This window comes from Sphaerotilus sp. (genome assembly GCF_031429695.1).
Lineage (GTDB): Bacteria > Pseudomonadota > Gammaproteobacteria > Burkholderiales > Burkholderiaceae_C > Sphaerotilus.
Window position 1 is genome coordinate 17,820 of sequence record NZ_JANPAB010000014.1, and the last position, 21,517, is coordinate 39,336.

The following is a 21,517-nucleotide window of genomic DNA, read 5'->3' on the forward strand; positions in this document are numbered from 1 at the left end:
CCGGTGCCTCCCGGAGCCAGGGCGGCCGGGGCCTCAGCTCGACTTGCGCACGCGCAGGTACCACTCGCACAGCAGGCGGACCTGCTTGGATGTGTAGCCCTTCTGCACCATGCGATTCACGAAATCCTCGTGCTTCTTGGCCTCGTCGTGGCTGGCCTTGGCGTTGAAGCTGATGACCGGCAGCAACTCCTCGGTGTTCGAGAACATCTTCTTCTCGATCACGGCACGCAGCTTCTCGTAGCTGGTCCAGACCGGGTTCTTGCCGCCGTTGTGGGCACGGGCCCGCAGCACGAAGTTGACGATCTCGTTGCGGAAGTCCTTCGGGTTGGAGATGCCCGCGGGCTTCTCGATCTTCTCCAGCTCGCCGTTCAGCGACCCGCGGTCGAAGACTTCACCCGTGTCGGTGTCGCGGTACTCCTGGTCCTGGATCCAGTAGTCGGCGTAGGTCACGTAGCGGTCGAAGATGTTCTGGCCGTACTCCGAGTAGCTCTCCAGGTAGGCGGTCTGGATCTCCTTGCCGATGAACTCGGCGTAACGCGGGGCCAGCAGCTCCTTGATGTAACCGATGTACTTCGATTCGGTTTCGGCAGGGAACTGCTCGCGCTCGATCTGCTTTTCCAGCACGTACATCAGATGCACCGGGTTGGCGGCCAGCTCGGTGTTGTCGAAGTTGAAGACCTTGGACAGGATCTTGTAGGCGAAGCGCGTCGAGATCCCGCTCATGCCCTCGTCGACGCCGGCGTAGTCGCGGTACTCCTGGTAGCTCTTGGCGCGCGGGTCGGTGTCCTTCAGGTTCTCGCCGTCGTAGATCATCATCTTGCTGTAGAGGCTGGAGTTCTCCGGCTCTTTCAGGCGGGTGAGCATGGCGAACTGGCTCATCATCTTCAGCGTGCCCGGCGCGCAGGTCGCCCCGGCCAGCGACGAGCCGCGCAGCAGCTTCTCGTAGATCTTCACTTCCTCGGACACCCGCAGGCAGTACGGCACCTTGACGATGTAGATCCGGTCCAGGAAGGCTTCGTTGTTCTTGTTGTTGCGGAAGGTCTTCCACTCGCTCTCGTTGCTGTGGGCCAGCACGATCCCGTCGAAGGGGATGGCGCCAAAGCCTTCCGTGCCCTTGAAGTTGGCTTCCTGTGTCGCGGTCAGCAGCGGGTGCAGCACCTTGATCGGCGCCTTGAACATTTCCACGAACTCCAGCAGCCCCTGGTTGGCCAGGCACAGGCCACCCGAGTAGCTGTAGGCGTCCGGGTCGTCCTGCGCGTAGGTTTCCAGCTTGCGGATGTCCACCTTGCCGACCAGCGCACTGATGTCCTGGTTGTTCTCGTCACCCGGCTCGGTCTTGGCGATGCCGACCTGCTTGAGGATCGACGGGTAGCGCTTGACCACCTTGAAGCGGCGGATGTCGCCGCCGAACTCTTCGAGACGCTTGACCGCCCACGGGCTCATCACGCGGTTGAGGTAACGCACCGGGATGCCGTACTCCTTCTCCAGCACGGCGCCGTCTTCGACCGGATCGAACAGGCCCAGCGGCGATTCGTTCACCGGCGAGCCCTTGATCGCGTAGAACGGCACCTCCTGCATGAGCTGTTTCAGGCGCTCGGCAATGGAGCTCTTGCCGCCGCCCACCGGGCCGAGCAGGTAGAGGATCTGCTTCCTTTCCTCCAGCCCTTGCGCGGCGTGGCGGAAGTAGGAAACGACCTGCTCGATCGCGTCCTCCATGCCGTAGAACTCGGTGAAGGCGGGGTAGATCTTGATGATCTTGTTGGCGAACAGCCGCGACAGGCGGGTGTCGTTGCGGGTGTCGATCGACTTGGGCTCACCGATGGCCTTGAGCATGCGCTCGGCAGCCGAGGCATAGGCCAAGGGGTTGCGCTTGCACTCGTCGAGGTAGTCTTCCAGCGAGATTTCTTCCTCGCGGGTACGCTCGTAGCGGGCGGCGAAATTGCTGATCACGTCCATTGCAGGCCTCCTGTATGAAGTCAGGCGATGGGCGACAGGATCAGTGTCGCGCCACCAGGGAAGATCTGATGGAGTCCCGCACCCGGGTGCGAGGCGCCATCAGAACTTTCCGTTGGTCTGCAAGCGCGGTGGATCCGCGTTTGTGTGACTCGGCAATGTCAGCTTCGTTCAACTTGAGCCGCGCGGTCCCTGGAAGAACCCGGTCCTCGGGCGGCATTTCCACTTGTGCACCGGGAGCCGCGACTTCCATCACTGACCACCAGCCCCTGCCATTCCACTACGTCAGGACGGCCTTCCGCGTTGACACCTGCAATGCCTGTGCCTGCCTGAGGTCAACACCGGAACATGTCGGACCTGATCGTGACGGATCGTACGATTGGCAACAACACTCGGGTCGGGGTCGATCAGCGGAATGAAAGCCACCCGGAACCGGGTGGCGCAGCGCGGTGAACCGTGCTCAGCGCTCGGTGGCGCCGAGGCGGTCGAGCAGACCGCCGAGTTCGTCGAGCGAGCCGAAGGCGATGACCACTTCGCCCTGCTCGCCACGGCGGGTGCGCTTCTTGACGCGGATCTCGACCTGGGCGGTCAGCAGATCCGACAGCAGCGATTCGAGCCGCTGCACGTCGCGCGACTTGGCCGGACGGGCGCGATCGGCCGCACCTGGCTGAGCCAGATCGTGCTGGCGGTTGACGAGTTTTTCGGCTTCCCGCACCGACAGCTTGCGGCCAACGACTTCGTTGGCGCAAGTGATCTGGTGCGCCTTGTCCAGCGACAGCAGCGCACGGGCGTGGCCCATGTCGATGTCGCCGGCGGTGAGCATCTGCTGCACTGGCTCGGCCAGTTGCAGCAGGCGCAGCAGGTTGGACGTCGCGCTGCGCGAGCGGCCGATGGCCTGTGCGGCGCTGTCATGCGTCAGCCCGAATTCGCGGATCAGGCGCTGCACGCCGTGCGCTTCTTCGAGCGGATTGAGGTCTTCGCGCTGGATGTTCTCGATCAGCGCCATCACCGCGGCAGCCTGGTCCGGCACGTCGCGCACCAGCACCGGCACCTCGTCCAGCCCCGCCAGCCGCGCGGCACGGGTGCGGCGCTCGCCGGCGATGATCTCGTACATCGGCAGCCCGTCGCGCGCGGCCACCGGACGCACCAGCACTGGCTGCATCACGCCCTGGGTCTTGATGCTCTCGGCCAGCTCGAACAGCGAGCCCTCGTCCATGCGTGTGCGCGGCTGGTACTTGCCGGGCAGGAGCTGGTCGAGCTGAACGGCACCGGGATGCCTCTCCTTGCCGCCGGGCTGTGGCGTGGTGTCGCTGACCTGCGGCCCGAGCAGGGCTTCCAGACCGCGACCGAGACCTTTGGGCTTCTTGGTGACCATCCGGCGATTGTCCGCGATATTGGTGTGGTTTCAGGGCTGAACGCTCGGGGCATTCACCAGTGATGCGACCAGTGCCAGCCCCTCCGGCCAGTCCTGCAGGCCGGATTCGGCATTGAGGTGCCCGCGCGGGCCGGCGTCCACCCGCGTGGCGCCCCAGTCGACGCACAGTCCGGCCGCGCGGGCCGGGTCGCAATACGGATCATCCGACGACACCACCGCGGTCGCCACGAATGGCAGCCGCCCGCGCCGCATCGGTCGCCAGTTGTGCAGCTGCGGCGGCATGTCGTCGCGCTCGGTGTCGGGCGGTGCCACCAGCAGCGCACCTTGGACGCGGCCCGTGTGGCGACTGTGTGCCGCCCACGCCGCCACGAGCTGGCAACCCAGGCTGTGCGCGACCAGCACCGCCGGACGCACATCCGACAGCAGCACGTCGTCGAGCCGCGCCATCCAGTCGCCGCGGCGCGGCCAGGTCCAGTCGTCCTGCTCGACCCGCGTGAAGCCGTGCAGCGCCGCCCAGCGGGTCTGCCAGTGGCCCTCGCCCGAGCCAAGCCAGCCTGGCAACAGCAACACACGGCAGGTTTCCAGAAGGCCAGAAGTGTTCATCGTCATGTCCATGCCGTATTCTTTCGCGTTCCACCGATCACGAGGTTCCCCCATGAAGCATGCAGTGTTTGTCGACGGCCAGGAAGGCACGACGGGCTTGCGCATCCACGAGTATCTGGCCAGCCGCGCCGACATCGAGGTGTTGCGCATCGCGCCCGACCAGCGCAAGAACGCCGCCGAGCGCGCCCGTCTGCTCAACGCGGCTGACGTGGCCTTCCTGTGCCTGCCGGATGCCGCCGCGGTCGAAGCCGCCGCGCTGATCATCAACCCGAACACCTGCCTGATCGACGCCAGCACCGCGCACCGCACCGTGCCGGGCTGGGCCTTCGGCCTGCCGGAGCTGGCGCCCGGCCAGCGCGAACAGCTGCGCGCCACCAAGCGCATCGCCAACCCCGGCTGCCACGCCAGCGCCTTCATTCTGCTGATGCGCCCGCTGGTCGATGCCGGATTGGTGCCCGCCGCGTTGCCGGTGAGCGCCACGTCGCTGACGGGCTACTCGGGTGGCGGCAAGAAGATGATCGAGCAGTACGAGGCGGGCGGCGACGTGAAGCTGCAATCGCCACGTCCCTACGCGCTGGGGCTGTCGCACAAGCACATCCCGGAAATGATGACCCACACAGGGCTGACGACCAAGCCGGTGTTCGTGCCGGTGGTCGGCAACTTCTACAAGGGGCTGTCGGTGACGATCCCGCTGCACCGCGCGCAACTGGCCCCGGGCGCCACGGCTGAACGGCTGCACGCGGCATTTGCCGAGCACTACGCCGGCGAGCCCTTCGTGCGCGTGATGCCGCTCAACGACCCGGCAACGATGGAAGACGGCTTCTTCGACGTGCAGGGCTGCAACGACACCAACCGGGTCGATCTGTTCGTGTTCGCCAATGGCGAGCAGGTGCTGCTGATGGCACGTCTGGACAACCTCGGCAAGGGTGCCAGCGGCGCGGCGGTGCAGTCGATGAATGTGCATCTCGGCATCGAGGAAAGCTTGGGCCTCTGACGCCCCGGACGCAAAAAAGCCCGGCGGTGCCGGGCTTTTGGTGGATCAGGACAACTCAGGAGAGCTGGTTGCTGATCAGCTTGGTCATCTCGAACATCGAGACCTGATCCTTGCCGAAGATTGCCTTGAGCTTCTTGTCGGCGTTGATCATGCGCTTGTTGGCGGGATCCTGCAGGTTGTGCTGCTTGATGTATTCCCAGACCTTCTTGGTGACTTCGGTGCGGGGCATCATGCCCTTGCCGACCACGGCCGCGAGCAGCTTCGAAGGGGTCATCGGCTTCATGAAGGCCGCATTGGGCTTCTTGACCTCGGCCGCAGGGGCTTCGACCACCGGTGCTGCAACAGGTGCAGCAACAGCCACTTCGACTACTTGTGCGGGGGCCTTCTTCGCGGCGGCCTTCTTGGCAGTTGCCATGTGTGATTTCTCCGTCTTGGATGGTGATGTGCCCGTGGGACCGGCACTGCGCGGCAATGGTACTGCTTGCCTATGGTGTTGAGAAGGCGTGCGCAGCGGAGTTCCTCTGCTGCACCTGTCAAAATCATCTGCCACACGGCCGACCATGCCCGCAGATTCGTAATTTCACGCACTGACGATCGGTGTGTGTGGCCGGACACTCCGTGGTTCAACCCCATTCGAATTCGACATTGCCATGAACCTAGCCGACTCCGCCATCTGGATCGCCCTGATGAAAATCATCTGGGTCAACATCCTGCTTTCCGGTGACAACGCCGTCGTGATCGCGCTGGCCGCCCGCGGCCTGCCGCCCCAGCAACAAAAAGCCGCCATCTTCGGCGGCAGCGGCGCGGCCATCGTGCTGCGGGTGGTGCTGACGCTGTTCGCGGTGCAGTTGCTGCAATACCCCTTCCTGAAACTGATCGGCTCGGTACTGCTGCTGTGGATCGGCATCCAGCTGCTGGCCGGAGGTGACGGTGATGGCGACATCAAGGCCAGCTCGTCGCTCGGAACCGCCATCCGCACCATCCTGGTCGCCGACCTGGTGATGAGCCTGGACAACGTCATCGCTGTGGCCGCCGCCGCCGACAGCGCACCACTCGAAGCCCGAATCCCGCTGCTGATCGCGGGCCTGGGCCTGTCGATTCCGCTGATCATCTTCGGCAGCACGCTGCTGCTGCACTTGATGGAACGCTTCCCGATCATCATCACGGTCGGTGCCGCCCTGCTGGGTTTTGTGGCCGCCGAGATGGGCATGACCGATCCGTCGATCATCGACTGGGTCCACCAGCACCTGCACAACCTGGAGATTCCGATCAGCCTGTTCTTCGCATTCGCGGTGGTGGTGGTGGGCAAACAGCTCGCCAAGCGCCAGGAAGCCGGCAAGAGCGCGGACGAACAAACGGTCTGACGCACGCCACGGTGCCGGAGCGGGCTCCGGCGCTGCGATACTGTCGGACCGCTACTGCACATTCCCGTCCGATCAACATGACCAGCCCACGCCCCATCTTCTGGAAACAGGACAGGGCCTGGGCTTTGTTGTTTCTGGGTCTCGCCGGTCTGCTGCACGCCACCACCGACCTGGCACTGCTGCCACAGCAGTGGCTCTTCGACCGCGCCATCACCAGCCGCATGGCGCCGGCGCCTGTCGCCGAAGTCGCACTGGTGATGATCGACGAGACCAGCCAAGCCCGTTACGGCCGTGCGCCTTGGTCACGGGATTTGCACGCACGGCTGATCGATCGGCTGGTGCAGGCCAGCGTCGTCGTCGAGACCGAGCCCTTCATCGGCCACGAGAGTGAACGGGCACTGGCCGAGCTGCAGCACCTGCACGCCACCATCGCCGCTGACCCGGTGCTGGCCAAGTATCCCGAGCTACCAGCCATGCTGGAGCGCAGCGAGTTGAACCTCGACGGCGACGCACGGCTCTCCGCCAGTCTGGAGCGCCACCAGCGTACGCTGCTGAGCCTGGCCGCGCTGCCAAGCCTGCCGTCGACCGCCACCCCCGCAGCCTCCAAGAGCCAGGCGCCCGGCGCGCGCACCCCCACCGGCGCACCGCTGGCCGCCCCCTGGCCCCTGCCGCTGCTGCGCGACGCCGCGGCAGGTGTGGGCCACAGCGAGATTCAGCCCGACCGCGACGACGTGCTGCGCCGCCACGCACTGCAAAGGCAGGTCGGTGCATGGCGGGTCAGCTCGCTCGCGGTGCTGGCCGCCGGCCTGCACCGTGGCCTCACGCCAGCCCAGATTGACACCGCTCTGCAATCGTCCCCACCGCGCCTGGGCGGACGCACGCTCCCGGTCGATGCCCTAGGACAGCTCGCACCGCTGTGGGCGCCGGGGACGGCGGCACAGTCAGGCATCGTGACCATCAGTGCGCAGGACGTGCTCGACAACCCGACCGCTGTCGCCCGGCTGCAAGGTCGCATCGTCATCATCAGCCACGACGATACGGGCATGACCGCCCGCCAGATCCGGTTGCCGGACGGCCGCCTGATCCATCCGGCCGAGGCACTGGCACGGGTCACGTCGGCACTGGTCAGCGGCCGCTGGGTGCAGCAGCCGGGCGGGGCACTGTGGGTGCCATGGCTGCTGCTGGCCGGTGTGGCGGGCTTTGTGCTGCGCGTCCTGCCACGGGTGACGCGCGGCTCGGCGCTTGCCCTGTCGGCCGCGGCAGGCCTGGTGTTGCTGATCGTGCCGCATGTTCTGCTGGGGCAGGCGCGGATCTGGGCGCCACTGACCTTGCCGATGTTCGGCCTGATTGGTGCCTGGATCGGGCTGTACCTGCACGAACACTGGTCGCGCCGCACCACCCGACACAGCGCACCACCGCCCGTGCTGATCGATACGCCGATGGCCGACACAATCATCACCACCTTCGACGTGATGCCGCTGGAGCCACGCACGGCGCCGAAGCCGATGCCCTTGCCTGCCGCGCCAGCAGCGCCCCTGCCCCCCCCCGCCGCCTCCATGCACGACAGCGGCCCCGACACCGAACTCCCCAACGGATTCGGCGCCAAGACACAGGCGATGGACATGGCGGAACTGGACCATGCCTACGAGAAAACACGGCCGATTCCACGCGATCCGGAAGATTTCGGCGACGGCGATGCGGCGGCGCGGGCACTCGAAAAGACCCAGCCACTGTCGCGCGACGAGGTGCTTGCCGGCGCGGCGCTGACTGCGCCCGATGCGCAGCGCGAGTTACCCAAGCTCGGGCCGTACCGACTCGATCGTGAACTCGGCCGCGGCGCGATGGGACGGGTCTACCTGGCCCAGGACACTGAAACCGGACAGGAAGTGGCGGTCAAGACACTGGCGCTGGCCCGCGAGTTCGATGGCTACGCGCTCCAGGAGGCCCGCCAGCGTTTCCACCGCGAGGCCGAAGCCGCGCGCCGGCTGCAGCACCCCGACATCGTGCGCGTGCTCAAGACCGGTGAAGAGCACGGCATCGCCTACATCGCCATGGAGCGCCTCACCGGCCATGACCTCAGCCAGCACCTGCGCGCCGGCAGCCTGCTGCCGATGGCCACGATCGTGGCCATCGGCACGCGGATCGCCACCGCGCTGGCTCACGCCCACGCGCTGGGTGTGGTCCACCGCGACATCAAGCCGGCCAACGTGATGATCGACCTGACGCACGGGCAGGTGAAGGTCACGGACTTCGGCATCGCCCGGATCTCCGGCGCCAGCCGCACCCGCACCGGTCTGATCCTCGGTTCGCCTTCCTACATGTCACCCGAGCAGATCGCCGGACGCCAGACCGATGGCCGCAGTGACCTGTATTCGCTCGGCGTGCTGATGTTCCACATGCTCACCGGGGATCTGCCGCTGTCGGGCCACACGATGACCGAGCTGATGGGCGCCATCGCCAACAAACCCGCGCCGGACGTGCGCAGTCTGCGGCCCTCGGTGCCCGAGGCGCTGGCGGACGTGCTGGGCATCCTGCTCGACAAGCGGCCCGAGCTGCGCTATCCGGATGGTCTCGAACTCGCCACCGATCTGCACCTGATCTCATCCATGTTGCAGCGCAGCAGATCACAGCGCCAGGACTTCCCCGTGCTCGGATCGGTGGAGGAATACGCGGCGGGACCATTCCCGCACACGGCACAGATGCCCGCGCCGAGAACCGCCGCGTCACAATCACGCCGCTGATCCATGGACCGCCCGCGTGTCTTTCCCATGACTTTCGAGTTCTTTTCCGCGACCGACCGTGGCCGCGTCCGCAACAACAATGAAGACTCGGTCGCCCTGGACGAGTCGGCTGGCCTGATGGTGCTGGCCGATGGCATGGGCGGCTACAACGCTGGCGAAGTCGCCAGCGGCATGGCCACCGCGTTCCTCCAGCGCGAACTCGGCCAGTGGCTGCGCGAAGCCGGGCCGGAAGCCTCCGATCGCGAAGTGCGCCGGGCAATGGACGTCTGCGTGGACAACGCCAACCGTGCCATCTTCAATGCCGCCCACGCCGAGCCGCAGTACGCCGGCATGGGCACCACGCTGGTGGTTGGCGTGTTCCGGGGCGGCCGGCTGCTGCTGGGCCACATCGGCGATTCACGGGCCTACCGCTGGCGCGATGGCCGCCTGATGCAACTCACCCGCGACCACTCGCTGCTGCAAGAACAGATCGATGCCGGTCTGATCTCGCCTGAACAAGCCGCCTACAGCCACCAGAAGAACCTGGTGACCCGCGCGGTCGGCGTCGAGGACGTGGTACTGCTCGAAGCCCATGTCCATGCCGTCCATCCCGACGACTGGTTCCTGCTGTGTTCGGACGGCCTGTCGGACATGCTCGACGACCCGCGCATCGCTGCCGTACTGGGCGAACATCCCGAGATTGACAAAGCTGCGCAAGCACTGCTCGATGCCGCCAATCAGGCGGGCGGGCGGGATAATATCGCTGTGATACTGGTAGCCGTTCACGCCCTGCCCGGTGCAGGCCAAGCGTGGTGGCCATTCCGGCGCTGAGATCCAGGGACCAGATCCCAGACGCCAAGCTTCAGAGGTTGCTCATGCCCAAACTTGTTGTTTCGCTGGACGGTGTTGTCATCAAGGAAGTTCAGCTCACCAAGGACAAGACCACCTTGGGCCGGCGTCCTTACAACGACATCGTGATCGACAACCTCGCTGTCAGCGGGGAGCACGCCGTGCTGCAGATGGTCGGTCAGGATGTCTACATCGAGGACCAGAACAGCACCAATGGCACGTACATCAACGGCCGCGCCATCAAGAAGCAGCTCCTGCAACACAACGACACGATTGAAATCGGCAAATACAAGATCAAGTACCTGGTCGAGGACAGCTCGGATTACGAGAAAACCATGATCCTCAAGCCGGGCCAGCACCCGCACGGCCTGCACGGACGGCCCACCGCGCCAACGATGCCCAGCGCATTCCCACCCTCGGGCTTCGGCGGGCTGGCCGCTGGAACCGTCCCCCAGGCATCCATCCGGGTGCTGTCGGGAGCGGCGGCAGGACGTGAGGTCGTGCTCACCAAGGTGGTGACCACGGTCGGCAAGCCCGGGGTGCAGGTGGCCTCGATCACCAAGCGTCCTGGCGGCTATGTGTTCGCCCACGTGGAAGGCAATGCTAGGCCGACCGTCAATGGTGCACCAGTGCAATCCGATCCTGTTCATCTGAAGGATGGTGACGTCATCGAACTCGCTGGCACGCAGATGCAGTTCATGCAACCCTGACCGGGCGGACACGGCCCGTGTGCTTGTTCACATTGACAGACTCCGGCACCTACGGCGGGGCGCAAGCAGTGCGGAAGTGCGCAGGGGCTCGCTTGCGCCGGGGTGAGGTGCGGGGCAGCATGGCCGCCTCTGTTGCAATTCCTCACCTGGAAACCTGATGAATCTGCGTGTCCTAGGCTGCTCGGGCTCGATTGCCCTCGACAACCGGACCACCTCTTTTCTGCTCGATGAGCACGTGCTCGTCGACGCCGGAACCGGTGTGGGCGACCTGACCCTGGACGAGCTGGCCGCCATCGACCACATCGTGCTGACCCATTCGCACCTGGACCATGTGCTGGGCATCCCACTGATTGCCGACAGTGTCATGCAGCGCCGTCTGGCCATGACGCCGTTCCGCCCCATCCAGGTCCACGGTCTGCCCGAGACACTTGACGCTCTGCGCCAGCACGTCTTCAACAACGTGATCTGGCCCGATTTCACCAGGTTGCCGCGTCGGGACCAGCCCATCCTGGCGCTGGTGCCATTCCAGACCGGTGACCTGCTGGACCTGAGCGGCCTGCGCATTGAGGTGCTGCCAGCATGGCACACGGTACCCGCCTGCGGATTTGCCGTGGACACGCCCTCCGGCTGGTGGGTGTTCACCGGCGACACGGGACCTAATCCGGCACTCTGGGAGCGCTTGCGCGGACGCCCGATTGCGCAACTGGTGATCGAAACGGCGTTCAACGACGATGAGCGCATGCTCGCCGAGATCAGCCGCCACCTGTCGCCATCGATGCTTGCTGAGGAACTGCGGAACCTCGACGTGGACAGCGACACCTCGATCGCCATCACCCACATTAAGCCGGGCGAGATGGCCGCCGTGACAGGGCAACTGGCTGCACTCGACCTGCCCTTGCCGGTCTTCGCGCTAACCCGGGGCGAACGCTACCGGTTCTGACCCGCCTCAACCGGCGAGCCGGAGCGCGTCCCACCCGGTGCGCACGATCAACGCCCCCACCACCACGATGAACACGCCGCGCACGAAGCCGGCGCCGTGGCGCAGGGCCAGCCGCGTCCCCAGCAGGCTGCCGACGATGTTGGCCACAGCCATCGTGGCTGCCACCGACCACCAGACATGCCCGGTCGAGGCAAACAGCACCAACGCCGCCACGTTGGTGGCCGTGTTGAGCAGTTTGGCCGCCGCCGATGCGTGCAGGAAGTCGTAACCCAGCACGCGCACGAACAGGAACACGAAGAAACTGCCGGTGCCGGGGCCGAAGAAACCGTCGTAAAAACCCACCAGGGCACCAATCAGGGTGGCCTGCAGGGCTTCGCGCCGCGCGGAGGAACCGGGAGCATGGGTGCGCCCCAGGTCCTTGCGCACCAGCGTGTAGACCAGCACAGCCAGCAAGATGAACGGCAGCGCCTTGCGCAGCCCGGTGGCAGGCACCTGTGTCACCAGCCAGGCTCCGGCAAAGCTGAAGACCAGCGCGGCCACGGCGGCCGGCACCAGCGTCACCCAATTCATCGTCACCCTGCGGGCGTACTGCGCTGTGGCCCAGGCCGTGCCCCATATGGCGGCGCCCTTGTTGGTACCGAACAGCGTGGCAGGTGCCGCCGCCGGATACACAGCGAACAAGGCCGGCACCAGCACCAGCCCGCCACCGCCCACGATCGCATCGACAAACCCCGCCAGCCCCGACGCCAGCGTCACCCACACCAGATCCATCTCCCACGCCCCCTGAAAAACAAAAGGCACCGGGGTTGCCGGTGCCTTTGAATTGTCTCACTGCGCTCTTGCGCTGCATGTTCGGAGCGTCAGACCTGCCTGGAAATTTTATTGGGTGGCAGGGTGATGGTGTTGTTGTTGTCGGCGCCTGTTGATTGCGCTTGGTGAACCAGTCTCCTCAGTCCCTCGCTCCTGCACGCAGCCACCAAGGGTCTGCGTTTGCGAGTGGCGGAAATGTAGGGGCTGGGAGCAGCCGAACCTATTCGGGGTTTCCCTCATCTACCTGGCGTGTTGCCCCCTTGTAACGCCGTTGTAGCGCCCGAAAATGGGCATCGGTCAAGCGTGGCGGTCGGCAAGCACCCATTGCGCCGCCCGTTCGGCCAGCATCAGGGTCGGCGAGTTGGTGTTGCCGCTGGTGATCGTGGGCATCACGCTGGCGTCCACCACACGCAGCCCGGCCACGCCATGCACCCGCAAACGCGCATCGACCACCGCCGTCGGATCATCCGCCCGGCCCATCTTGCAGGTGCCCACCGGGTGGAAGATGGTCGTGGCGATGTCGCCCGCCAGACGCACCAGGTCCTCGTCGCTCTGGTACTGGATGCCGGGCTTGAACTCCTCGGGCTGGTAGCGCTGCATCGCCGGCTGCGCCACGATGCGCCGGGTCACGCGCAAGGAGTCGGCCGCGACCTGCAGGTCCTCGGGGGTGGCGAGGTAGTTGGCGAAGATGGCAGGTGCATCCTCATGGCGCGGCGAAGTGATGCGGACATGTCCGCGCGAGGTCGGGTTGAGGTTGCACACACTCGCCGTGAAGGCGTTGAACGCGTGCAGCGGCTGGCCGAAGGCGTCGAGCGAAAGCGGCTGGACGTGGTACTCGATGTTCGGCCAGGTGAAGGCGTCCGACGTGCGCGTGAAGGCGCCGAGCTGGGACGGCGCCATGCTCATCGGCCCGGTGCGGCGCAGCAGGTACTCCAGCCCGATCTTCGCCTTGCCCCAGGGCGTGGCGGCCAGGGTATTGAGGGTCTTGACACCCTGCACCTTGTAGACGGAGCGAATCTGCAGGTGGTCCTGCAGATTCTCTCCGACGCCGGGCAGATCGTGCTGCACGGGGATGCCGTGCTGCTGCAGCAAGGCACCCGGCCCGATGCCGGAGAGCTGCAGGATCTGCACGCTGCCGATGCTGCCCGCGCACAGGATCACCTCACGGCTGGCGGTCACCATCTCGACGCCATGCGGCGTGACCACCTCGGCGCCGGTGCAGCGCAATGCGCCGTCTGCGCCAGGTTCAGTCAGCAGACGGCGGACGTGGGCGCCGGTCCACATCTCGAAGTTGGGTCGGCCAAAGCAGATCGGGCGCAGGAACGCCTTGGCCGTGTTCCACCGGAAGCCAGATTTCTGGTTGACCTCGAAGTAGCCCACACCCTCGTTGGTGCCGCGGTTGAAGTCGTCGGTGGCGGGGATGCCGGCCTGCTGCGCCGCCTGTGCGAAGGCGTCGAGCACGTCCCAGCGCAGGCGCTGCTTCTCCACGCGCCATTCACCCCCGTGGCCGTGCAGCGCCTTGAAGGCCTCGGGCGTCTGCTCGGCCTGGCCAGGATCGAGCCGCCAGTGGTGTTCGTGCTGGCGGAAGTACGGCAGGCACTGGTCCCAGCGCCAGGTGTCGTCGCCGGTCAAGGCGGCCCACTGGTCGTAGTCGCGCGACTGGCCTCGCATGTAGATCATGCCGTTGATGCTGGAGCTGCCGCCCAGCACCTTGCCGCGGGGATAGCGCAGGGTCCGACCGTTGAGACCGGGATCGGGCTGGGTCTGGTAGAGCCAGTCGGTGCGCGGGTTGCCGATGCAGTAGAGATAGCCCACCGGGATGTGGATCCAGTGGTAGTCGTCATGCCCGCCGGCTTCGAGCAGCAGGACGCGGCTGAGGCCCTTGGCGTGACTGAGGCGGTTGGCCATCAAGGCACCGGCTGTTCCTGCGCCGATGATGATGTAGTCGAAACTGGGCATGTGCTGGGGTCTCCGTGGCCCCGGACTCTAAGCGCAAGGACCGCGGCTGACACTCAGTCGAAACGCCAGTCGACCCCGCATCTCAACCGCTCACACGCGACGCCAGAATCGGGAACAGCTTGATCAGCCCCTCGGCCATGATCTCCACCGCCAGCGCTGCCAAGATCAGCCCCATGAGGCGGGTCATCACGTTGATGCCCGTCTTGCCCAGCAGACGCGCTATGGCGCCAGACGCGGAAAAGGCCAGGAATGTCGCGGCACCCACCACCACGCCAAACCCGACCAGGGCCGCCAGGTGCCACCAGTGGCGGGCCTGGTCGGCATAGATCACCATGGTCGAGATCGTGGCGGGCCCCGTCAGCAATGGAATGGTGAGCGGCACCACGGCGATGCTGTCGCCGGCATCGGCACGCTGCTGGCCGTCGCTGACGTCGTCCGAGCGCGACTCGGCTGGCTGTGCGTTGAGCATCTGCAGCGCACTGATCAGCAGCAACGTCCCGCCACCCACCTGGAACGAGGCCAGCGAGATCCCGAAGAACTCGATCACCTTCAGCCCCGCCAGTGCGCTGATGGCAATGACGAGGAAGGCCGAGAAGCTCGACACCCGGATCGTGCGTCTGCGCTGTTCAGGCGACAAGTGTTGGGTGAAGTGGATGAAGAACGGCACGACGCCGATCGGATTGACGATGGCCAGCAGCGCCACCAGCGGTTTGAAAAGGTCCATCTTCAGATTCTGCACCTGCACGGATTCGGGGTTTACCCCTGAACCACAGCCTTCAGCGGCAAATTGGACGAAAAAATCTGCGCAGCCTTACAACACTTCTTGCAGTAGGGATGCTCACAGCGCTTGACCGTCATACATAATGATCTCTCGTGATTGGACGCGGCGCCTTTTCTCTGTTCCCTGGAATGAGTGCTGGCTGTAGCTCCGCCACATGGTCCTCTGGTACATCATGTACCCTGTTTCTTGAAAGGCGCTCTTCCATGGGCAACAAACTCTATGTGGGCAATCTTGCCTACAGCGTCCGCGACGAAGATCTGAACGACGCGTTCTCCCAATTTGGTGCGGTCAGCTCCGCCAAGGTCATGATGGACCGCGAAACCGGCCGCTCCAAGGGCTTCGGTTTCGTCGAAATGGGCTCAGATCCTGAAGCCCAAGCCGCGATCAACGGCCTGAACGGCCAGCCGATCGGCGGTCGTGCCATCGTCGTCAATGAAGCCCGTCCGCGTGAAGAGCGTCCGGGTGGCTTCCGCAGCCCCTACGGTGGTGGCGGCGGCGGTGCTGGTGGTGGTGGTGGCGGCCGCAGTGGCGGCGGCGGCTACGGCGGCGGCGGCGGTGGTGCTGGCGGCCCTGGCGGCGGCGGCGGCGGTGGTTTCCGCAGCCCCTACGGCGGCGGCGGTCGCCGTGAAGGCGGCGGCGGCACCGGCGGTGGCGGTGGCCGCAGTGGCGGTGGTGGCGGCTACGGTGGCGGCGGCGGCTACGGCGGCGGCGGCTACTGATTTCGCCAGAGTGTCGGTTCGCTGACGCTTGATCGAAAACCAGCTTCTGTTTTGAGACAAGGCGCCAGATCGCAAGATCTGGCGCCTTGTTGCATTTGGGGGCTGCGTGGCTAGTTCGGCGGTTCACCCCGACGGTGCTTGCGTCCGCGTCCGGCGATCACTCGGTCATAGAGCCAGCCCGGCAGCAGCCGGAGCACCACCACCACCCAGGCCATTTGCCGCGGCACGACTGCGAAGCGCCTGCCGCGCGCGATCAGCGACAGAGCACGCTTGGCAAACATCTGCGGCGAAATCAGGAACGGCATGGGGTAGCGATTGCCGCGGGTCAGCGGCGTGTCGACAAACCCCGGTACCAGCGTCACGACCTGCAAGCCATCGGCACGCAGCTCCACGCGCAAGCTCTCGCAATACGCCACCACTGCCGCCTTGCTGCCGCAATAGCCCCCATGTCCCGGCAGACCGCGGATGGCGGCCACGCCCACCAGCGTCCCCTTCCGTGCCAGACGCATCGGTCGGATGAAGGCATGAAAGGTGGCCGCCATGCCCAGTACATTGGTGGCGAACAGTTCGTGCAGCACCTCCAGATCAGCCCGATCGGCCGTGTCGATGCCCACGCTGATGCCCGCATTGGCGATGACGACCGCCGGCAGCCCTTGTTCGATCAGACACCGGGTCGCCGCAGCGATGACAGCGTCGGTATCCTGCACATCGGCGGCGTAGACGGCCGCCCGCTCCGGCCCCAGGCCCTGCTCGGCCAGCCATTGCTGCACCACCTCGACCCGCCGGGCGACCAGCGCCAGCCGCCAGCCCTGGCTGGCATAGGCGGCCGCCAGTGCTTGCCCGATGCCGCTGGACGCGCCGGTGATGAACACCAGCGGCGAACGCTCGCGTGCGAGTTGCTCCTGGTTCATCGCCGGGCAGGCAGACGGCCCCTCACGGCGCCCTGCAGTTCGAGCCGGCCATCGGCGTGGTCATAGACCAGCGTCCGGGCCTCGATGACGCTCTGCCCCTGTCGCAGGGTGACCGGGCGGGCGCTGCGCACCTGGTCGGCACGGCGGTCGAACACCATCTCCTCGCTGGTGAAGGTCAGCGGCGCCTCTTCCAGCGAGAGCAGGTCACGCACCACCGTCGCTCCGCCACTGAGCCGCACCTCGTCCCCGCCGCCGCTCGCCACAGCCCGGGCCGCCGTGGCGCGCAGCGTGTGGCCCTCGTCGTCGCGCCAGCGCAGGCGCACGCCGTCGATCTCCAGCGTGTCGGTGTCCGGGTAGTGGCGGACCACATCGCCCTCGACCACCCCCCGCGCCGGACCGGCGGAGGCGTAGTGCTGCACCGAGAAGCCACGCATTTCGTAGTCCGGTTCGTGTCGTATCTCGGAGGCCGCACGGTCCTGCACCGGCGCTGGCGTGCTCTGCACCAGCCACCAGGTGGCGGCCGCAAGCAGCGCCATCAGGAACAGCGGCAGATTACCCAGCAGCGCGTGGCGCACCCGCACGCTGCGCGGCAGCACCGGATGTCCCGCCGCTTCCGGCAAGCGGCTGAGCAGCGGCGGCAGGGGCAGCGGTGTGACGTCGTCGTCGTCGAGGGGAGCCACGGCGCGGGCCCTCAGCGCGCCGTGCCGTCCAGCGTGGTCAGATGACCGGCCAGCAACCCGGCATAGTGGCCACCCGCCATCAGCAGCAGATCGCAGAACTCGCGGGCCGCACCCTGCCCGCCCGGCATGGCCGTGACGTGGTGCGCCACCGCCCGCACTTCGGCATGGGCCTGCGCCGGCGCACAGGCCAGCGCGCAACGCACCATCAGCGGCAGGTCAGGCCAGTCGTCGCCGATGACCGCCAGTTCGTGCCAGTCCAGCGCCAGCGCTTGCAGCACCTGCTGCGCCGCTGCGAGCTTGTCGTGGATGCCGTGGAGCGCGTGGACGATGCCCAAGTCCGCGCAACGCCGGCGCACGGCCGGCGTGTCGCGCCCGGTGATCACGACCGGCGTGATGCCGGCGCGCCCCAGCAGCTTGATGCCGTGGCCGTCCAGCGTGCTGAAGGCCTTGACCGTCTCGCCGGACTCGCCGATGTAGATGCGGCCGTCCGTCAGGCAGCCATCGACATCGAAGACCGCCGCGCGCACCGACTGCGCCATCAGCAGCAGCTCGGGCGAAAACTGCAGCGTCGGCAGGACCGGTCGCGGCCAGACAGGGGTGGGAATCGTCATGCTCAGATCACCTTGGCGCGCATCAGGTCGTTGGTGTTGAGCGCGCCGATCAGGCGGCCCTCGACGTCGTGGACCAGCAGCGTGGTGATGCAGGCTTCCTCCATCAGCGTGGCGGCCTCGACCGCCAGTGCATCGGCGCGCACGCTGCGCGGCCGGACACCACGCAGGAGTTGCGCGGCGGTCAGCGTGCGCAGGTCGATGCCCTGCTCGACCGCGCGGCGCAGGTCGCCGTCGGTGAAGACGCCGATCGCCTGGCCGTCGGCATCGACGATGGCGGTCGCACCCAGGCCCTTGGCGCTCATCTCGCGCATCATCTCGACGCAGCCCGCCTCGGGTGTGACCCGCGGCACCGCATCACCCTGGCGCATGATGTCGTGGACATGGGTCAGCAGCTTGCGCCCGAGCGCACCACCCGGGTGCGAGCGCGCAAAGTCCTCGGCGCGAAAGCCGCGTGCATCCAGCAGCGCCACTGCCAGCGCATCGCCCAGCGCCAGTTGCGCCGTGGTGCTGGCGGTGGGGGCGAGGTTGAGCGGACAGGCTTCCTGCGCCACGCGGTTCGACAGCACCAGATCCGCGTGTGACGCCAGCGTCGAATCAGGCCGGCCGGTCATGCCCACCAGCGTCACGCCCAGCCGCTTGAGCGCCGGCAGGATCGCCGCCAGCTCGTCGCTCTCGCCCGAATTGGAGATCGCCAGCACCACGTCGCCACGCGTGACCATGCCGAGGTCACCATGGCTGGCCTCGGCAGGGTGGACGAACAGCGCCGGCGTGCCGGTAGAGGCGAGCGTCGCGGCGATCTTGCGCCCGACATGGCCGCTCTTGCCCATGCCCATCACGACCACGCGGCCGGTGCTGCGCAGCATGGTCTCGACCACCGCAGCAAAGCCAGCGCCTTGCTGGTCCTGAAGTTGCAGCAACGCGTCGGCCTCGATGCGCAGGGTCTGACAGGCCATGCGGATGGCCCGCTCGGCATCGAAGGTGGAGGCAGCATGGGCAGGGGTCACGGAATCTCGGGCCAAGGCTGAATTAGGATAGGGTGATTCTAGGACGGTGCATGGCCAGCAATCTCGATCTCGCGCTCCTCTACCTGCTCGCTGCCGTGCTCGGAGTGGTGGGCTGCAGGCTGCTGAAACTGCCGGCGATGCTGGGCTACTTGATCGTCGGTGTGCTCATCGGCCCCAACGCGCTGGCGCTGGCACGGGACTCGGCCGGCATCCGCTACCTGGCGGAGTTCGGCGTCGTCTTCCTGATGTTCGTCATCGGGCTGGAGTTCAACCTGCCCAAGCTGCGCAGCATGCAGCGGCTGGTGTTCGGACTCGGCGCAGGCCAGGTGGTGCTGACGGTGGTCGGTGCAGCATTGGGACATGTGCTGCTGGCCTTGCTGTTCAAGCTGGTGGGACGACCCTGGGATCTGAGCTGGCCGGGCGCGGTGGCACTCGGTGCCGCAATGGCCATGTCCAGCACGGCCATCGTGGTCAAGATGATGGCCGAGCGGCTGGAGCTGGAGAGCGAACACGGCCGCAACGTCATGGGCGTGCTGCTGTTCCAGGATCTGGCGGTCGTGCCGCTGCTGGTGCTGATTCCCTCGCTGGCCGATGGGGGCGACGACCTGTGGCGCACCCTGGGCGGGGCCTTGGTCAAAGCGGTGGTCCTGCTGACGCTGCTGCTGTGGGGCGGTCAGCGGGTGATGCGCTGGTGGCTGACGTTGGTGGTGCGGCGCAAGAGCGAAGACCTGTTCATCCTCAACATCCTGCTGATCACGCTCGGCCTGTCGTGGCTGACCGAACACGCCGGACTGTCGCTGGCGCTCGGCGCCTTCGTGGCCGGGATGCTGATCGCGGAAACCGAGTTCAAGCACCAGGTGGAGACCGACATCCGGCCCTTCCACGACGTGCTGCTGGGGCTGTTCTTCATCACCATCGGCATGAAACTCGACTGGCGACCGGTGCTGGACCAGTGGCCGCTGGTCCTGGTGCTCAGCGTGCTGCCGGTGGTGGCCAAGGCGGGGCTGGTGGCGGTGCTGGCGCGGTTGTTCGGCTCGGCGCCGGGGGTGGCGATCCGCACGGGTCTGTACCTTGCACAGGCAGGCGAGTTCGGTTTCGTCCTGCTGACGCTCGGCGCCGACGTCAAGCTCATCGGCAACCAGTGGATGAGCCCGGTGCTCGCATCCATGGTGCTGTCGATGCTGGCCACGCCCTTCATCATCATGGGCAGCAACCGCATCGTGATGCGCCTGTCCGCGACCGACTGGCTGATGCAGTCGGTGCAGCTCACCACGATCGCCAAGAAGTCGATGCGCACTGAGGCGCACCTGATCATCTGCGGCTACGGGCGCAGCGGCCAGAACCTGGCGCGCCTGCTCGACACGGAGCGCATCCCTTACGTGGCACTCGACCTGGACCCGGATCGGGTGCGTCAGGCGGCAGCGGCAGGCCAGAGCGTCGTCTTCGGTGACGCGGCCAAGCTGCCGAGCCTGATCGCCGCCGGCCTGTCACGCGCCACCGCGGTGGTCATCACCTACAACGACACCCCCTCGGCGCTCAAGGTGCTGCAGCATGTGCGCGAACACGCGGCCCACGTGCCGGTGGTCGTGCGTACGCCGGACGATACCGATCTCGAACGCCTGCGCGCCGCGGGCGCCACCGAGGTGGTGCCAGAAGCACTCGAAGGCTCGTTGATGCTGGCCAGCCATGCGCTGGCGCTGGTGGGGGTACCGATGCGGCGGGTGATCCGCATCACGCGGGATGCACGCGATGCCCGCTATGGCCTGCTGCGCGGCTACTTCCACGGCGCCGACGACGACACCGTCAGCGAACAGCACCAGGCACGGCTGCAGTCGGTCAGTCTGCCGCCAGGTGCGCCGAGCGTCGGTCAGCGCCTGGGCGACCTGACGTTGCACGTGATGGGTGTGTCGGTGGTGTCGGTGCGGCGGGCGACTGGACAAGTCGTGGCCACGGGCGACGAGGAGCTGGTGCTGGCCGGCGGCGATGTGCTGGTGCTCAGCGGCTTGCCGGAAACACTGGCGCTGGCCGAGAGCCACCTGCTCAAGCGCTGAAACGCTGCTTCAGGCCACGGCCACCCGCAGCGCCAGATTCGCGCGCAGGCGCGCCACCATCACGGCACCCGCCGCCCTCAGCACCTCGTTGGCGATCAGCGGCGCGCGCGCGGTGAGTTCCTCGAACCGTGGCAGGTGCAGCGCCCAGACAATGGACGGGGTCATGGCTTCGACATTGGCGGAATGCGGCTGGTCGCTGAACAGGCCCGTCTCGCCCACCAGCGCGCCGGGGCGCATCAATGCGATGCGGCTGGTGCCGGGTGCGGCGCCGCTGACGTAGACCTGCAAGGTGCCCTGGCCGAGGAAGTAGGCGGCACGATCACAATCGTTCTGCTTGATCAGCAGGTCGCCGGAGCGCAACTGGTACGCCGTCAGATAGGCAGCCAGGTGGCGCCACTGAGCAAGATCCAGACGTGCACGGAAGGCATCATCGGCCCGGTAGGACTGGACTGCCTCGATCAGATCATCTATTCCCATGGCGCA

At 66.5% G+C, this 21,517-nt stretch carries 20 protein-coding genes; 8 read left to right on the plus strand and 12 right to left on the minus strand.

Annotation, left to right across the window (positions count from 1 at the left end):
• Positions 1–33 precede the first annotated feature (33 nt).
• The 3 genes from RMP06_RS02945 to RMP06_RS02955 all read right to left on the minus strand — a co-directional run bounded on the left by RMP06_RS02945 (position 34) and on the right by RMP06_RS02955 (position 3,931).
• Complete coding sequence (locus tag RMP06_RS02945) at positions 34–1,956, minus strand: PrkA family serine protein kinase (RefSeq protein WP_310460280.1); 1,923 nt, start codon at positions 1,954–1,956, stop codon at positions 34–36.
• Between the two features lie 457 nt (positions 1,957–2,413).
• Complete coding sequence (locus tag RMP06_RS02950; protein WP_310460281.1) at positions 2,414–3,328, minus strand: ParB/RepB/Spo0J family partition protein; 915 nt, start codon at positions 3,326–3,328, stop codon at positions 2,414–2,416.
• 30 nt (positions 3,329–3,358) lie between these two features.
• On the minus strand, positions 3,359–3,931 hold the full coding sequence (locus RMP06_RS02955; protein WP_310460282.1) for an RBBP9/YdeN family alpha/beta hydrolase: 573 nt from the start codon (positions 3,929–3,931) through the stop codon (positions 3,359–3,361).
• Positions 3,932–3,983: 52 nt separating this feature from the next.
• Between RMP06_RS02955 and argC the strand changes: the two genes are divergently transcribed.
• Positions 3,984–4,925 carry an N-acetyl-gamma-glutamyl-phosphate reductase gene (argC, locus tag RMP06_RS02960; protein ID WP_310460283.1) on the plus strand — a complete coding sequence of 314 codons (942 nt, stop codon included), beginning with the start codon at positions 3,984–3,986 and terminating at the stop codon, positions 4,923–4,925.
• A 55-nt stretch (positions 4,926–4,980) separates the two neighbouring features.
• Here argC and RMP06_RS02965 read toward each other — a convergent pair whose 3' ends face one another.
• A complete protein-coding gene (locus RMP06_RS02965; protein ID WP_310460284.1) occupies positions 4,981–5,340 on the minus strand; it encodes an SWIB/MDM2 domain-containing protein in 360 nt (119 codons plus the stop codon).
• A gap of 235 nt (positions 5,341–5,575) precedes the next feature.
• Here RMP06_RS02965 and RMP06_RS02970 point away from each other — a divergent pair, with 235 nt between their 5' ends.
• The 5 genes from RMP06_RS02970 to RMP06_RS02990 all read left to right on the plus strand — a co-directional run bounded on the left by RMP06_RS02970 (position 5,576) and on the right by RMP06_RS02990 (position 11,508).
• Positions 5,576–6,289, plus strand: coding sequence for a TerC family protein (locus RMP06_RS02970; protein ID WP_310460285.1), 714 nt, complete (start codon positions 5,576–5,578; stop codon positions 6,287–6,289).
• 77 nt (positions 6,290–6,366) lie between these two features.
• Positions 6,367–9,030 (plus strand): CHASE2 domain-containing serine/threonine-protein kinase, encoded by a 2,664-nt coding sequence (locus RMP06_RS02975; RefSeq protein WP_310460286.1) that lies wholly within the window; start codon positions 6,367–6,369, stop codon positions 9,028–9,030.
• Between the two features lie 27 nt (positions 9,031–9,057).
• A complete protein-coding gene (locus tag RMP06_RS02980; RefSeq protein ID WP_310460353.1) occupies positions 9,058–9,840 on the plus strand; it encodes a Stp1/IreP family PP2C-type Ser/Thr phosphatase in 783 nt (260 codons plus the stop codon).
• A 44-nt stretch (positions 9,841–9,884) separates the two neighbouring features.
• Positions 9,885–10,568 (plus strand): FHA domain-containing protein, encoded by a 684-nt coding sequence (locus RMP06_RS02985; protein WP_310460354.1) that lies wholly within the window; start codon positions 9,885–9,887, stop codon positions 10,566–10,568.
• 157 nt (positions 10,569–10,725) lie between these two features.
• Positions 10,726–11,508: an MBL fold metallo-hydrolase gene (locus tag RMP06_RS02990; RefSeq protein WP_310460287.1), complete on the plus strand. Its 783-nt coding sequence runs from the start codon at positions 10,726–10,728 to the stop codon at positions 11,506–11,508.
• Positions 11,509–11,514: 6 nt separating this feature from the next.
• Here the strand turns inward: RMP06_RS02990 and RMP06_RS02995 are convergent, their stop codons facing one another.
• The 3 genes from RMP06_RS02995 to RMP06_RS03005 form a co-directional block, all read right to left on the minus strand.
• Positions 11,515–12,279 (minus strand): sulfite exporter TauE/SafE family protein, encoded by a 765-nt coding sequence (locus RMP06_RS02995; RefSeq protein ID WP_310460288.1) that lies wholly within the window; start codon positions 12,277–12,279, stop codon positions 11,515–11,517.
• 336 nt (positions 12,280–12,615) lie between these two features.
• A complete protein-coding gene (locus RMP06_RS03000; RefSeq protein WP_310460289.1) occupies positions 12,616–14,277 on the minus strand; it encodes a GMC family oxidoreductase in 1,662 nt (553 codons plus the stop codon).
• Between the two features lie 82 nt (positions 14,278–14,359).
• On the minus strand, positions 14,360–15,001 hold the full coding sequence (locus RMP06_RS03005) for a MarC family protein (protein WP_310460290.1): 642 nt from the start codon (positions 14,999–15,001) through the stop codon (positions 14,360–14,362).
• 260 nt (positions 15,002–15,261) lie between these two features.
• Between RMP06_RS03005 and RMP06_RS03010 the strand changes: the two genes are divergently transcribed.
• Positions 15,262–15,777, plus strand: a complete 516-nt coding sequence (locus RMP06_RS03010; RefSeq protein ID WP_310460291.1) for an RNA recognition motif domain-containing protein — start codon at positions 15,262–15,264, stop codon at positions 15,775–15,777.
• Between the two features lie 110 nt (positions 15,778–15,887).
• On the opposite strand, the gene RMP06_RS03015 is transcribed toward RMP06_RS03010, so the two are convergent.
• The 4 genes from RMP06_RS03015 to RMP06_RS03030 are packed head-to-tail and all read right to left on the minus strand — an operon-like array spanning position 15,888 to position 18,932.
• Complete coding sequence (locus RMP06_RS03015) at positions 15,888–16,688, minus strand: SDR family oxidoreductase (protein WP_310460292.1); 801 nt, start codon at positions 16,686–16,688, stop codon at positions 15,888–15,890.
• On the minus strand, positions 16,685–17,368 hold the full coding sequence (lptC, locus tag RMP06_RS03020; RefSeq protein WP_310460293.1) for an LPS export ABC transporter periplasmic protein LptC: 684 nt from the start codon (positions 17,366–17,368) through the stop codon (positions 16,685–16,687). Before lptC ends, RMP06_RS03015 begins: the two co-directional genes overlap by 4 nt.
• A gap of 11 nt (positions 17,369–17,379) precedes the next feature.
• Positions 17,380–17,979 carry a KdsC family phosphatase gene (locus RMP06_RS03025; protein WP_310460294.1) on the minus strand — a complete coding sequence of 200 codons (600 nt, stop codon included), beginning with the start codon at positions 17,977–17,979 and terminating at the stop codon, positions 17,380–17,382.
• Between the two features lie 2 nt (positions 17,980–17,981).
• On the minus strand, positions 17,982–18,932 hold the full coding sequence (locus RMP06_RS03030; protein WP_310460355.1) for a KpsF/GutQ family sugar-phosphate isomerase: 951 nt from the start codon (positions 18,930–18,932) through the stop codon (positions 17,982–17,984).
• Between the two features lie 101 nt (positions 18,933–19,033).
• Between RMP06_RS03030 and RMP06_RS03035 the strand changes: the two genes are divergently transcribed.
• Positions 19,034–21,034, plus strand: a complete 2,001-nt coding sequence (locus RMP06_RS03035; RefSeq protein WP_310460295.1) for a monovalent cation:proton antiporter family protein — start codon at positions 19,034–19,036, stop codon at positions 21,032–21,034.
• 9 nt (positions 21,035–21,043) lie between these two features.
• Here the strand turns inward: RMP06_RS03035 and RMP06_RS03040 are convergent, their stop codons facing one another.
• Positions 21,044–21,511 carry a cyclic nucleotide-binding domain-containing protein gene (locus RMP06_RS03040; protein WP_310460296.1) on the minus strand — a complete coding sequence of 156 codons (468 nt, stop codon included), beginning with the start codon at positions 21,509–21,511 and terminating at the stop codon, positions 21,044–21,046.
• Between the last annotated feature and the right edge of the window lie 6 nt (positions 21,512–21,517).

Bases quoted from the DNA above. Each gene is read 5' to 3' on its own strand.
- RMP06_RS02945 (WP_310460280.1), bottom strand. From the start codon at position 1,956: ATGGACGTGATCAGCAATTTCGCCGCCCGCTACGAGCGTACCCGCGAG.
- RMP06_RS02950 (WP_310460281.1), bottom strand. From the start codon at position 3,328: ATGGTCACCAAGAAGCCCAAAGGTCTCGGTCGCGGTCTGGAAGCCCTG.
- RMP06_RS02955 (WP_310460282.1), bottom strand. From the start codon at position 3,931: ATGAACACTTCTGGCCTTCTGGAAACCTGCCGTGTGTTGCTGTTGCCA.
- argC (WP_310460283.1), top strand. From the start codon at position 3,984: ATGAAGCATGCAGTGTTTGTCGACGGCCAGGAAGGCACGACGGGCTTG.
- RMP06_RS02965 (WP_310460284.1), bottom strand. From the start codon at position 5,340: ATGGCAACTGCCAAGAAGGCCGCCGCGAAGAAGGCCCCCGCACAAGTA.
- RMP06_RS02970 (WP_310460285.1), top strand. From the start codon at position 5,576: ATGAACCTAGCCGACTCCGCCATCTGGATCGCCCTGATGAAAATCATC.
- RMP06_RS02975 (WP_310460286.1), top strand. From the start codon at position 6,367: ATGACCAGCCCACGCCCCATCTTCTGGAAACAGGACAGGGCCTGGGCT.
- RMP06_RS02980 (WP_310460353.1), top strand. From the start codon at position 9,058: ATGACTTTCGAGTTCTTTTCCGCGACCGACCGTGGCCGCGTCCGCAAC.
- RMP06_RS02985 (WP_310460354.1), top strand. From the start codon at position 9,885: ATGCCCAAACTTGTTGTTTCGCTGGACGGTGTTGTCATCAAGGAAGTT.
- RMP06_RS02990 (WP_310460287.1), top strand. From the start codon at position 10,726: ATGAATCTGCGTGTCCTAGGCTGCTCGGGCTCGATTGCCCTCGACAAC.
- RMP06_RS02995 (WP_310460288.1), bottom strand. From the start codon at position 12,279: ATGGATCTGGTGTGGGTGACGCTGGCGTCGGGGCTGGCGGGGTTTGTC.
- RMP06_RS03000 (WP_310460289.1), bottom strand. From the start codon at position 14,277: ATGCCCAGTTTCGACTACATCATCATCGGCGCAGGAACAGCCGGTGCC.
- RMP06_RS03005 (WP_310460290.1), bottom strand. From the start codon at position 15,001: ATGGACCTTTTCAAACCGCTGGTGGCGCTGCTGGCCATCGTCAATCCG.
- RMP06_RS03010 (WP_310460291.1), top strand. From the start codon at position 15,262: ATGGGCAACAAACTCTATGTGGGCAATCTTGCCTACAGCGTCCGCGAC.
- RMP06_RS03015 (WP_310460292.1), bottom strand. From the start codon at position 16,688: ATGAACCAGGAGCAACTCGCACGCGAGCGTTCGCCGCTGGTGTTCATC.
- RMP06_RS03025 (WP_310460294.1), bottom strand. From the start codon at position 17,979: ATGACGATTCCCACCCCTGTCTGGCCGCGACCGGTCCTGCCGACGCTG.
- RMP06_RS03030 (WP_310460355.1), bottom strand. From the start codon at position 18,932: ATGGCCTGTCAGACCCTGCGCATCGAGGCCGACGCGTTGCTGCAACTT.
- RMP06_RS03035 (WP_310460295.1), top strand. From the start codon at position 19,034: ATGGCCAGCAATCTCGATCTCGCGCTCCTCTACCTGCTCGCTGCCGTG.
- RMP06_RS03040 (WP_310460296.1), bottom strand. From the start codon at position 21,511: ATGGGAATAGATGATCTGATCGAGGCAGTCCAGTCCTACCGGGCCGAT.